The organism is Bradyrhizobium sacchari (assembly GCF_002068095.1).
GTDB classification, from domain to species: Bacteria; Pseudomonadota; Alphaproteobacteria; order Rhizobiales; family Xanthobacteraceae; genus Bradyrhizobium; species Bradyrhizobium sacchari.
The window spans coordinates 1-12,793 of sequence record NZ_LWIG01000048.1; the positions used below are offsets into that span (position 1 = coordinate 1).

At 56.4% G+C, this 12,793-nt stretch carries 8 protein-coding genes and 2 pseudogenes; 4 read left to right on the forward strand and 6 right to left on the reverse strand.

Translation table 11 applies throughout. From position 1 onward, the window contains the following. The 4 genes and pseudogenes from A5906_RS31680 to A5906_RS31690 all read right to left on the reverse strand — a co-directional run. Positions 1-554, reverse strand: a pseudogene (locus A5906_RS31680) (transposase); the annotation flags it as partial. Positions 555-1,260: 706 nt separating this feature from the next. After that, positions 1,261-1,713: a MaoC family dehydratase gene (locus A5906_RS31685; RefSeq protein WP_080139098.1), complete on the reverse strand. Its 453-nt coding sequence runs from the start codon at positions 1,711-1,713 to the stop codon at positions 1,261-1,263. A gap of 156 nt (positions 1,714-1,869) precedes the next feature. Further along, entirely contained in the window at positions 1,870-2,115 is a 246-nt protein-coding gene (locus tag A5906_RS41960) for a hypothetical protein (RefSeq protein WP_136615628.1), read from the reverse strand. A gap of 480 nt (positions 2,116-2,595) precedes the next feature. After that, on the reverse strand, positions 2,596-3,765 hold the full coding sequence (locus tag A5906_RS31690) for an aminotransferase class I/II-fold pyridoxal phosphate-dependent enzyme (protein WP_136615630.1): 1,170 nt from the start codon (positions 3,763-3,765) through the stop codon (positions 2,596-2,598). A gap of 1,240 nt (positions 3,766-5,005) precedes the next feature. Here A5906_RS31690 and A5906_RS31695 point away from each other — a divergent pair. The 3 genes from A5906_RS31695 to ectB all read left to right on the forward strand — a co-directional run bounded on the left by A5906_RS31695 (position 5,006) and on the right by ectB (position 10,249). After that, the gene (locus tag A5906_RS31695) at positions 5,006-7,456 is read left to right on the forward strand and encodes a CaiB/BaiF CoA transferase family protein (RefSeq protein ID WP_080139099.1); all 2,451 of its coding nucleotides are present in this window, start codon (positions 5,006-5,008) and stop codon (positions 7,454-7,456) included. 1,171 nt (positions 7,457-8,627) lie between these two features. Next, positions 8,628-8,816 carry a hypothetical protein gene (locus tag A5906_RS41970; protein WP_136615631.1) on the forward strand — a complete coding sequence of 63 codons (189 nt, stop codon included), beginning with the start codon at positions 8,628-8,630 and terminating at the stop codon, positions 8,814-8,816. A 134-nt stretch (positions 8,817-8,950) separates the two neighbouring features. Continuing rightward, positions 8,951-10,249 (forward strand): diaminobutyrate--2-oxoglutarate transaminase, encoded by a 1,299-nt coding sequence (gene ectB / locus A5906_RS31710; RefSeq protein ID WP_080139102.1) that lies wholly within the window; start codon positions 8,951-8,953, stop codon positions 10,247-10,249. Positions 10,250-10,387: 138 nt separating this feature from the next. On the opposite strand, the gene A5906_RS31715 is transcribed toward ectB, so the two are convergent. Beyond that, positions 10,388-10,603 carry a hypothetical protein gene (locus tag A5906_RS31715; protein WP_145680404.1) on the reverse strand — a complete coding sequence of 72 codons (216 nt, stop codon included), beginning with the start codon at positions 10,601-10,603 and terminating at the stop codon, positions 10,388-10,390. A 735-nt stretch (positions 10,604-11,338) separates the two neighbouring features. Between A5906_RS31715 and A5906_RS41975 the strand changes: the two genes are divergently transcribed. Continuing rightward, on the forward strand, positions 11,339-12,037 hold the full coding sequence (locus A5906_RS41975) for a hypothetical protein (RefSeq protein WP_136615632.1): 699 nt from the start codon (positions 11,339-11,341) through the stop codon (positions 12,035-12,037). 224 nt (positions 12,038-12,261) lie between these two features. Here A5906_RS41975 and A5906_RS31725 read toward each other — a convergent pair. Next, positions 12,262-12,793: pseudogene (locus tag A5906_RS31725) on the reverse strand (integrase core domain-containing protein); the annotation flags it as partial.

A 12,793-nucleotide genomic window follows, 5' to 3' on the forward strand; every position in this document is an offset into this window, starting at 1 on the left:
CCGCCGCTTGCGGACGGTGAGCCCTTCCTCGCGATAAAGCCGGTAGATCCGGTTGATCCCCGATGGCTCGCCCTCCCGCCGCAGCAGGACGAACAGGCGGCGATATCCGAAACGCCGCCGCTCGTTGGCGAGATCGCGCAATCGGCTACGCAGAACTGCGTCCGGTGGGCGGCTGGAGCGATAGCGGATCATCTTCCGATCCGAACCCACGATCGAGCAGGCCCGCCGTTCCGACAGGCTCATAACGGCCTGCAGATGCGCGACAGCAGCGCGCTTGGCGGCGGGCCCTACCATTTTTTTGAAAGGAGCTCGCGAAGTGCGGCTGCATCGAGCATCTGCTCGGCCAGAAGCTTCTTCAGCTTCCCGTTCTCCTCCTCCAGGGCCCTCAACCGCTTCGCCTCGGAAACGTCCATGCCGCCGAATTTGGCCTTCCAATTGTAGATTGTCGCCTCGGAGATCCCGTGCTTGCGAGCCAGCTCGGCCGTCTTCGCCCCGGCCTCATGCTCCTTCAGCACCGCAATAATCTGCTCTTCCGTGAACCGTGCTCGCTTCATCTGTCCGTCCTTCTTCGGGCCGGACTCTAACTCTTTCTGGAGGAAATGCTCAGTGGCAGGTCACGGTCAGCTTGCGGTGAATACTGCCGCTCGCGAACTAGACGAACTGGCACGTGTTGTCGAGCGCTCGTCCCGAGCGAGGTGATATGATTGGTGAGGGTTGCCACACACGATCTTGGAAGTCGAGATGGTCTGCCACCATCACGCCCCCGGAAACGAAGGACGTTCGAACCACCATGCGCCACGATCATTGAGGGCTGGTGCGCAGCCAACGTTGTCGAGGCCGTCTTTCGAGACCAGCGCCACTTTCGCTGTTGCCATAGGCATGGCGCCGAATTGCGTAGCGAGTGAGGCGTGCTCGGGATCACACGCAGCAGTCGGGCAGGCGAGACTATGCGGACGTTCTGGCCGACAGCGCGGGAGATGAAAACTATGCTCGCTCAACGGCTTGCGCTCTTCTCAAAGACCTGCTCGGCCACGACATCGCCGCATCTAAGTCCTTCCGGCGGACAAACGGGCGAACTCGCAGGTCGTGAGCAATGACGATTGGTCGGGATCAGCATCAACCGAACACGGTACCAGGACCAGAATCGCCTGCTTGTTGCTAGTTTCGAGCTCCCGCGATATCGGCACGGCTAATCAACCGTCTCACGCTTGGCGAACGTGGGTGAGTTCCTGGAATGCGCAATCGACAGTTGCGGAGGGATCAGGCCAACCTCTTATGCATCAGCGCGGACCGGCGACATCCAGCCACAACCTCGTCGAGCTGATTGAGCGCTTGATGTTCGAATTCCACGATTCCTGCTTTCCAGCGCGATTTCGATTCCCGCCTCGAAAGGACCTTCGTGGTAGCACGTAGCGTATCCCCGTGAAAGACTGGCTTGGGGAAGATGACATCGGTCATGCCGAGATTGGCCACCGTTGTGCCCAGCGTCGTATCATAGACAGTCATCCCGATCATGATTCCGAGCGTATAGAGGCTGTTGAAAATCCGTTGTCCGAATTCTGTCGAGGCCGCGAAATGAGCGTCGATATGTAGCGGCTGCGGGTTCATCGTCAAAAGGCTGAACATCGTGTTGTCCATCTCGGTGACAGTCCGGCTGAGGGCGTGCAGGAATTCCTGCCCGACCTGGAAATCTTCGTAATAAAGTCCGGCCATGCGCTCCCCTTCTTATGCCGCCACCCCGCCATTTACGGAGTAAACGGACGGGTAATTGGCTTTAGTGGTCGATCTTCTTGCCGAGGTGCACTCCAGGCAGAACGGTCCGCTATGAACAGCGTGGAGCGACCTGACGGCCACCCGCGAATTAATTTCTTATATCGATTCTTGATCGCCACAACTTGGCTGGCAAGATGAAAAAAACAACTGTTCAGCATCAGATCCATACGAGCTCGCCACAGGAAGCACCCATACATACCAGCTCACCCCGGTAGGAATATGCTTCAAGACCTCTTTTGCAATGTGCTCTCGAGCCAAATCGAGAATATCGCGCCTGCTGGGATAGTCGTGCGCCCACACGCGGATATTGATGTCTTTGCAATTAAAGTCGAGAGCATTCATGCGCGCGAACTCCAACATGATCTGTTCCGGCGAACACTTAATGTTCTCAGCGCAAGTGAGCGCTTTGGCTGCAACGGCCGGGAGAGTCTTTCTCAACGCACCAGTAGCCTCAATAGGAATTACGCTGGGATTGTACCTGATTTGAATAAGAGGCATTTCGGATTACTCCGTTCCAAACGAAAGGTCGTACTGCTGACGCACGCGCCTATCGGGAGCCGATGGCCTGCACAAGCGCCAGTGCCTGTCTTTGCGGCCAACCACTGATTGCGGTCGGCTTCGGCCACCTTGGCAATCCCGCCGCGGCCGATGAGTTGCTTGTCGTCACCCGCATTGAACGCAAATGGCTGAAGAGGGATCAGCTTGACGCCCGGCCCGCGCAATTGTTCGAGGCTTTTGTAAACGTTTAGCCTTCGCCTCTGCGTCAGCTGACAGCAGCACCTTGGTCTTACGGCCAGTTGCATAAAATTATCCCCTTAATCTTCACCTCAGCGGATAGGGCTTTCCCGTTGTTTCAGTTATCTTTTGCAAAATGCCGTCGCACAGCCGCTCTATGTCACGGACCTCATGCCCCGCTGTAATGCACACCCGAATTCTCGCCATTCCAGGAGGTGGGGAGACCGCCACTGACGTATAGAAGCCGCCGTCAAGAATCCCTTTTGCGATTGCAATCGCATTGGTCTCCGATCCGATGGCGATCGTTCTAATCGGAAATGAATTGCCTTGCTCGGCTGTTGCGACACGACGGTCAAAGAGGTCAATGCGTTGCTTCAATCGCCGCTGCCGCTGGCCGAGTTCTGCCGAGCGATGAATTTTGCACGACGCAATCGCCGCACCAATCGCCGCCAAATTGGGAGCCATCGAAGCGGCATAGGGAAGCGAGTGGCGTCGAAACAGCTCCTCGTGTTCAGCCGCGCCAAGCATTAATACTCCGCCCGATGCGCCGAACCCCTTAGAAAGCGAGGCCGATATGATCGTTCGCTCACCGAGCACGTGCGGAAATTGAGGTCGAGCAAATCCTTCACCACGATCCCCGAAGATCGATATACCGTGCGAATCGTCGATATAAAGGAAGAGTCCATAACGCTCCTGGAGCTGACGTAGCTCCTTGATCGGCGAATAACCTCCCGCCGAGTAAACACCATCGCATATATAGACGACCACCGAATTGTCGCGGCACAGGCCTTCGAGAGCCTCGATATCGTTGTGGCCGATCGTTTCCACCCGCGTTTCAGCAGCTAGCACCGGCTTGTGATAAGGGAGCGAGATTTGTGCAGACTGATCGAACACGACGAGCGGCTTGCTGCCGCCGGTCAGTTGACCCGAGGCAAGAATGGGCATCGCGCCCAGATTGGCTAGCATGCAACTAGAAAAAGCGAGGACGCGCGCGCAAAAAATCCCAGAGAGAATGTCTTCAAGTTCTCCCAGAGGATCGAACTTCAGTCGCGTTCGAGCGTGCGACCATTGTAGCGACCGATGCACCTCAATTGCCTCGATCGCACCGGCAATGATCGCCGGATGATTGTCGAGGCCCAAGTATGAGCACCCCACAAAGTCAACTACCTGCGAACGGCTGGCGGGCAGACCGTTGCTCCAAGAAGTAGTGGTACGTCCGGTGGTGGGATCTCCACGAACGGTCATGAGACTAGCCATCTAAGCTGCATCTGAATATGCCCTCTCTCGGACGCGCGAACGGTGCTTCGAAAGTGTTCACTCAGACAACCACTCATCGGTGAGGGCGATCGGCCGTTGCATTTCATTTCCATTCCAATTTGAAGGATAGGTGGCCGACCACTCAGCTGTGTCCGCCCAAACGAGAGCTGGACACACAAGGGTAACTGGACTTAGCTCAATCGGCCCTCGTCCACACGAACTAAATCATCGGCTGGCTCGCTTGGGCAGCTACCAAATCAAATAGACACGAAATCGTGGATACTTATCTCAACCGTAGCAGCGGGTCTTCTCGATGATAGGAACTCTGTTGTCGACGACCTAGCCTGGCACGAAGAAAACAGCCGGCAGCCTTCGTCGACGAGAAAGTCGCTAATCTTGAGTGCGCTTATGTTGGCGCCATTCGTATCCTGCAATCGGGACGATCGATATTGGACCGGTCGCGCCCAAGCCGGAAGGTTCCGGCATCGAAATGGAAAGTGAGATTGATGGCGATCGCGGCGGCCGCTCGGTGAGGTGCGGGGCGAAAAGCGACTTGGGCAGCTTGAATCTTTGATGGTTGGTCTGTCAGACGTCAAGATCGCACGCGTCGTCGTTCGCGCATCGATTGCCACGATCCGGCATCTCGGCGAGCAATTAGTGGTGGTCGGACAGGGAGGGTCTCACGACCACATCACTCGAGAAGAGCCCATGGACTCGGTCATCGCTCATCGACGCTGTCGCAGTTGAATTCCAACACGGCCCACAACGCTTCGCAGAAACCAACACACCAGTCCTCACCAGAGTAGGTAGTGCCTCCATCCGCTGCCAATGGTGTACAGTCACCTGATAGCTCGCCGCACAGGCTATGACACAGCTCATCAGGCTAGCACGAATGTAGCAATGAAACACGTTGAGACTTCGTCTCCTTATGGCTTTCAATTCTTCCGCGGCATCGCAGACGATCGTTTGGAGGTAAGAAGTCGCAGAGGAATATGCTGCCTGGTTGCCGCGAGCAGGGGGAGCGGCCGTGATCCGAAAAGAGCCGGTGGCAATAGACCTGTGGGCAGCTGCCGACAGCACAGCCGAATCGCTGTCCTCCGGCACCAATTAGGTGATCAAGTTACCAGAGCGGCAGCGCTAGATAGGCGCGCAGTTCTATGTTCGGCTCAATCCAAGCGCGTGCCAGTTGCAGATAGGCATGTCTCGCATGGCGAGATAGATCATATTGCGGAGCATCACAATGGACGCCTCGACGGGAGTTTTGTCGCATCTGCGGGTAATCGAAATCGGGAGCTCGGCCGCAACTAGCTACTGCGCGCGATTGTTCGCCGATTTCGGCGCCGATGTTAAGAAAGTCGAGCCACCAAAAGGCGACCCACTTCGACGGAGCCTGCCGCTAACGCCCTCAGGCCAGAGCGCGTGGTTCGCATTTCTGAACCTCAATAAGTCAAGCATCATCATCGATCCCGCCGCTCCGCACGCGAGCACGCGAGTGACAGAACTAATTGAGGATTGCGATATTCTGATCGATGGCCGTGACGTGGACGCCGCAGATTGCCCGTCCATTGATCTTGCTGCGGTCCGCCAGCTCCATTCCGGGCTGATTTGCCTCGAAGCGAGCTGGTTCGGGCAAAGTGGGGTCTATGCAGGATTGACCGCAACCGACTCAACTGTTCGTGCGCTCGCCGGTCTTATCAAGCTGGTCGGACCGGTCGAGGGCCCGCCGATGCACGCGCCGGATTTCCAAACGGGCATCCTCGGTGGCCTGTGGGGCTTTATTGCCGCGGCTTCTTCGGTGATTGCGCAAGTGCAGCGCGGAGGAGGGCGGTCGTGGTCGCTCAGCATTTTCGAATCGAGCCTCGCTCTTACTGAATATCTCATGTCAGAGGCGTTCGCGTACGGCGACGTGATGCACCGGATTGGCATAAACCGCTTTTGGCCAGGCTCTCCGCTTGGCATTTACGAAACCCGAAGCGGCTGGCTCGGCGTCACGGTGGTAACGCCGGCACAATGGCGGGCATTCTGCGACATGCTCGAACTGCCCGAGTTGCGTGATGAGCCAGTCTGGATACCCAAGGAAAATTGTCTGAAACGACTGGAACAGATCGAAGAAGCGTTTTTACCGAAGTTGAAAACGCGGACAGCACAGGAGTGGTTCGAAGAGGGGCGAAAACGAAGGATTCCGATCGTGCCAGTACCCGAAATCTCCGATCTGCTCCAGGATACGGAGAAGAAAGAGCGAGGCGCGATCGTGCCCGTTCTGCTTGGCGGAGAAAAAGGCCTAACGGTCGGCTCAGTGCAGCGGTTGACGTTGACGCCGCCGCGTCGGGGAGGAAAGGTTCCGGCCTTGGGCGAGCGGCAGATGGTCGAGAATGCGCGAAAAGACACTGCGTCGGCGTCGACCAGCCGCTTTGATTCCACCCGCCAGCCATTGCAGGGGATTCGTGTCATCGATTTCTCAATGGGTTGGGCAGGTCCATTGTGCACGCGCACACTGGCTGATCTCGGAGCAGACGTCATCAAGATTGAGGCCATTCAGTATCCGGATTGGTGGCGCGGCGTTGATCGTACGGCCGCCTATATCGCTGCGCAGATGTACGAAAAGAGAGCTCGATTCTGCATCATGAACCGCAACAAGCGCGGTATCACACTCGATCTGACACGGCCGCAGGGCTGCAATCTCGCCAAACGGCTTGTGGCCGGAGCCGATGTTGTCGTCGACAACTACTCCGTCGATGTGCTCTCGAAGTTCGGGCTTGGCTACGAAGCGCTCAAAGCAGTCAATCCTCGGCTCGTCATGATGTCGATGTCAGCCTTCGGCACGGATAGCGCCCATCGCGAGTGCCGCGCCTACGGCTCGACTCTCGAGCAGGGCTCGGGAGTGCCGACCTTGATCGGAAGTCCCAGCGAGCCACCTGTGATGAGCCATATTGCCTTCGGGGATCCCGTCGGCGGATTGAATGGCTGCGCAGCAGTTCTGGTCGCGCTCATTCACGCCCGCACCACCGGCCAAGGACAGTTCATTGACTTGGCCCAGGTCGAATGCATGATGCCATTCGCTGCGCCATGGATCACCGTCCACTCGACCGGCGGTACTCCGCCGCAAAGGTATGGCAGTCGACATCCGCAGTTCGTGCCGCATGGTTGCTTCCGGTGTGCGGGTGACGACAACTGGATCGTGATAGCCGCGACGGACGAACACATGTGGCAAAGGCTTGCCATCCTTATTGGCCGATCAGATTGGGCTGCAGACCCATCGCTCAAATCTGAGGAAGCTCGCCGCGGCATCGAAGACCTCATCGAGAGAGGGATCGAAGCGTGGACGCTCACTCGTGATGCGGATTGCGCCATGTCTAAGTTACAAGCTGCGAGGGTTGCGGCCGGCGTAGCCCGTCTCCCAATTGACCTGCTCAACGATCAGCATCTCCGGTCGCGCGCGTCTCTGCAGGAAATCGAACGCGCATTCATGGGCCGTCATCCGCAGCTATCATTGCCGATTCGTGAAGGGGCATATCCCTATCCAATCCGCATAGCGGCGCCTACGCTTGGACAACATAACCGAGAGATACTATCAGGACTTCTCGACCTCTCCGACGCCGAGATGGAGCAATTGTCGAGGGACGGCATTATCGGGACAGCCATGCTTTCTGAAGGGGAGATCGCAACAACAAAGAGAGTCTCGTCAGACTGAAAGTCACCGCTCCCGCCCAATCCGATGTGCCTCCCGAGCCTGGCCAATTGGCGCCCGCTGATTAGCAGCGCATCTTGGCAGTACGCAGGGGAAAAAGTTCGAGGCCATGAATTCGGCGGCACAGCCAATGCTACAAGACTGCGCCAGCATACGGCGCAATTCGATCAAGCGGCAAGGTGGTGCGGGACGTACTAACGCTTGTAACCAAGGATCGTCCCTGCGGATGAACACCCGAGATCCAGCATCCGAGCCGGGTGAAATCGCCTCATCCGGCACGATCTCGACGTGAACTAGGTCGCCAGCAGCAGTAAGTTCAATGACGCGGCACCCAAACAACCGACACGTTGGTGGTGGACTGCAACTTTCCGCCTAATATGAACAATGGTCGGGGATGTTGCTCACTCGCAAGTACACTCTCTTCGCCGACCGTGATCACGGACCGGCCCAGGACGCAGCTCATTTTGATCCCCTGCTAATCCTGGTGCAACAGGCTATGACGGCCGCATGGACCTATTTGGACTGGTTTGGCGGCAGTCAGGTGAAATTGAAGGGCCTTCCGTCTCGCCGTCTCTTGGCCCACCGCAAGACGAGCCGCCTTTCAACTCCTCGCGATCTCGCCGCGAGATCTTCCAGTTCGGAGAAAACCACCTTATGGAGCGGCTTGGGTGCAAAGGGCTAACAGCTTGGCGCTGACGTCGTGTGTGCGGTTTCGGATCTCCCGCCTACGCGGCATCGAACCGCGACGCGCCGTTGACGATGATGGACTCGCGTTGCCGCAGCGTACACCGGGTGAAATCGTCGAGTACCCGTCCGGCAAGGCAATGCTCTCTTGGCGACTGTGCGTGGATACAACTGCATCGGCCGGTCTCAAAAGGGGGCTGCGCGCCCGCCTTCGGGGAGGCGGGGGCTGGCGCTGTTCGCTTGCCAGTCTTGAGGATAGCCCTGCGCTCGATCGGGAGCCGAGCGTGACGAGATGCGCGCGCTTGGCTCGGGGCGTAACGGCTGGGATCCTAGGTTGTGGGATCTTGCGATCAACGCGTTAAAGGTGATGATGAGCGCCCACTTCGGCTCGTTTGCATTGGCAATCAGGTGGTCAAGAAAGGTCGTGATGACGCGATTGTCCCGCGTGATAGACCGAGATATGTCACGCTGATCGTGTTGCGAACCAGCGATGACCACCCTTGAAGTGGCGCTCGCGATGGCGCTGACCGCTATCGTCATCATGCGAGGTAACGCCGATCAGCGCCTCGGCTATATTGCTCGCCTGCCGAGTTCTGGCACCCCTGCAACGAGCTTTGCGGAGGTGGTTTCGTCGAGCCTACAAGCTTTAGCAGGTTCGTTCTTTCCGGTTCTAAGATAAGTACGAGAAGCTAAGCGGCATGCGTCGAAGGTCGGTCCCGCCGAACGCGCACGTTCCAATCGAAATGTCCAGCTTCGCAATCCGAGAGTGGGGCTTGTCGGTTTACTTACCACCCACTGGGGGAGAAGATCACCATGAGGAGAGCAACTGACGAAGGACGCGATACTCGGGCTCTCGAAGCGCTAGAATCGAACGTTCGCATATATTCACGTGTGTTTCCGGCGATTTTCAGTCGAGCGCGCGGTTCCATTATGTTGACGGAATGCGGTCGAAAGATCATCGACTTCTTCTCCGGTGCTGGAGCGTTGAACTACGGCCACAATAATCACGAGATCAAAGCCGCCATTGTCGAGTATCTAGATTCGGATGCGGTAGTCCACGGGCTTGACATGGCCACGACGGCGAAGCTCGAATTCTTGAAGGCATTCGACTCTATCATACTTCAGGAGCGGGATCTGCAATACCGGCTGCAATTCACGGGGCCGACCGGAGCTAATGCAATTGAGGCAGCTCTAAAGCTTTCACGCAAAGTCACAGGACGTAAAAACGTCATCTCCTTCACACGTGGATATCATGGCATGAGCCTGGGAGCGATTGCCGCGAGCGCTAATCATTTCTATCGCGTTGGCAGCGGCGTTTCTTTATCGGGAGCGACCTTCATGCCCTATGATGGTTATCTTGGGCCGGACGTTGATACGGCTGAATATCTGCGCAACATGCTGCTGGACAAGAGCAGTGGCGTCGATTGTCCAGCCGCAATTCTCGTCGAAACTGTGCAGGGAGAAGGGGGAATAAACGTAGCCAGTAAAGAATGGTTGCGATCAATTCAGGCCGTAGCAAAGGATACGGGCGCCCTCTTCATAGTTGACGATATTCAGATGGGCTGTGGTCGGACGGGCGAATTCTTCAGTTTCGAATTCGCGGGATTGTCGCCCGATATCGTCGTAATGTCGAAATCACTAAGCGGGTATGGTCTGCCGCTATCAATGCTGTTGGTTAAAGAGGAACTGGACGCTTGGCAACCAGGAGAGCACACCGGTACGTTTCGGAGCAATAACCTTGCTCTTGTGTCTGCGACCGCTGCCATAAACATTTACTGGCGTGACCAGACGTTTTCACAAGGAGTTCACCGTACGGGAGAACTCATGCGGAGCAGACTGGAGATTATTGCGTCCGAGCATGGAAACGGTTTCTCCGTTCGAGGCCGAGGGATGGCACTTGGCTTCGATTGCCAAACGGCCGAAATCGCGGAGGCGACAACGCGCAAGGCTTTTGAGAAGGGATTAATGATCGAACGATGTGGACCGGATGATCAGGTCGTGAAGTTCTTGCCCGCACTCACGATCGACCATGAGATACTCGATCAAGGACTTAAGATATTTGATGAATCCTTGGCCGAAACACGGAAAAGCGGCTGGCGTTATAATGCCTAAGCGCAGCAGCTCTTCATCCAGGCGAGCCCCGAGTTGGAATAGTTTCGGAGACTATCGGCAATCGACGGACCCGGTCGGATTGGTTAACCGATGCGGTTCCGGCGAAACGCCGGCGCCGCTCGAAGTTGATCTGCGGCGTTACTCGCGGCTCTGGTCGATCCATCTTCCGTTGTCATCTGGTGCGAGTGCGTGGCCGAAATAGCCTTTGTAGAAGAAAGGACGACCGAGGAGAACGCGCTCGTCGGCGTTGCCGGTCAGCGTCTTCACTTCGGCGATGACGGTTGCATGCCTGTCGCCGTAATAAAGGCACCAGGTAGGGGCCTTCACACGTGCACGAACTGCCCGCACCAGCAATAGGCATCCATGCTGGCGGCCGACAGCCTTGCTGCCAAACTTGTTCCCTGAACTTGCCGATGTATTCCACTTCGGACGCTTGTAGCGAGTAGATGTTTGCCCCCGCGGGGGGGCGATCGTACCTGCCGCGTCAACGTCAGCATGTGGTCTAGCGCGATCTCATGGATCAAATCGATATTTCAAATGGATTAAATCGAGCTTGCATTTTGCTGGTGATGTTGCGAATGACGCCAAGATAGGATCTCAGCCTCCTAAAGGACCGGTGGGCGCGTTTGAACTGATGGAATGGACTGAAACCGGCTTTTCGGTCCAACACGTTAGCTGTTGTCAGTAAATTGAAAAATCACCAGGCGCACGTGTGTCACGATCGGATTGGGGCCTAAAACAAATTATTCAAGTTTCAGGGGCGTCGATGCCCGAAAGGCTGCAATCGTTCGTCAGAGGGTGAGACGGTCAGCGACTGCTCCATTCCTCGAGCAAATGGAGCTTCGTTGTGTAGCAATTAGGCATGCACAACCACATACTCGAACTCAAGCCTCCCTCGAAGTCCCTATTCAGAAGCGATGTTGATCAATTCGAGCGCACTTTAGTAGATTTGGCATTGCTTCTCGCCGATCGAGTACGATCTTTCTTACCAGATCAGGTAGCCTGTCGACCAATGATTTGTGCTGTCGCCGGTAGTAACTCGCCGTACAATCGATCTGCCAGCTCATCACGAAAGGACAAGATGCGGCAATGAAAGGTATAGCGAATCCATTGCAGGTCTCACGGTTCATGCAGGTATATGACGCCGCGGCCGCCAGAAAGGGAATAAAGGTTTCGATAGGTTTCAATTTTGATGAGTATGTAGCGATCACACGAGCCACTCCAACAAAGGGGCGGACATATCCAAATTTTCGGCCAGACCGTTCCCCAATCAAATCAGGCGAGGGGTTTTGGATTCTCGGCGTCGACAAGAATGACAATGTCGCTCTTTTAGAGGCTGCCCGACTGTATGATCTTTCGCACAGTAATTTTGCAGAACACCTTCAATCTCTTAAAGTGTTTTTTGCCGACCCGGCACTCCATGCACATCATCAGGATTGTTGCACTTGTATAGCACCGAGTGCGAAGAAGATTACTGGGAAAGTGGCCTACCTCGGAGATCGTTGGGTCCGCAGAGACTTAAGGGGACAGGGCATGTCCAAGATCATGGCAGGATTAGCGCGCGGAGTGTCCTACGCGATGTGGGCTCCTGACTTCTTATGTGCGCTTGTAGCGCGCCAGCTAGTGGAAAAGGGCGTTGTCTACGGATATACGCATCATGAGCCCGGCGGATCGATCCTCCGGCTTATAGAAGAGGATATCGTGGATGACGACTGTCTTGTTTGGCAAACCGGCGAGGAGCTGAAGAGCCTTGTTGAGGGTGGAAACGAACTGATTTTGACGTCGTGAATTGTGCTGGCACGGGCTTCGATAACAGCACCAGACCTATCTCGTTTCGCAGCCATTACCGCGTATTTCGACGGGTTCGTTGTCCGAGAGGCCCGTTCAATGTGGATAGAGGATCCGACGCGGGCGGCCCAAACATCCTCAGGACGTCGCCTTTTGTCGAACGCGGAAAGTTTGTCGCAGAAATCAGATGCCGACTATCGAGATTCTGACCTGCCACTGAATTTTCATCCAGCGGCAGTTAGAGTCTCGGAGTTTTGTACGCCAAGTGGCGCGGGTGGAGCAACGGACGATCGGCGGAGCTGGTCGGGGTTGCGCAGCCGATCGTCCGTTGCCGGTGAGGTGGGCGGCGTAGGCCGCGGGGGTCAGGTATTTCAACGACGAGTGTGGACGCTGGTGATTGTAGTCGGCGACCCACTTGGTGATCTTGGTGCGGGCGTCGTCGAGATCGAAGAACAGAGTCTCGTTGAGTAGCTCATCGCGCATCCGGCCGTTGAAACTCTCGACGAAGCCATTCTGCATGGGCTTTCCCGGTGCGATGAAGTGCCAATCGATGGCTGCGTCCTTGCACCAAGCCAGCATGGCGTTGCAGGTGAACTCGGTGCCATGGTCGGACACGATCATTCCTGGCTTGCGGCGTCGCTCGATGATTGCCGTGAGTTCGCGGGCCACGCGCCGCCCCGAGATCGACGTCTCCGGAATGGCGCCCAGGCATTCCTTGGTGACGTCGTCGACGATGTTGAGGATGCGGAAGCGTCG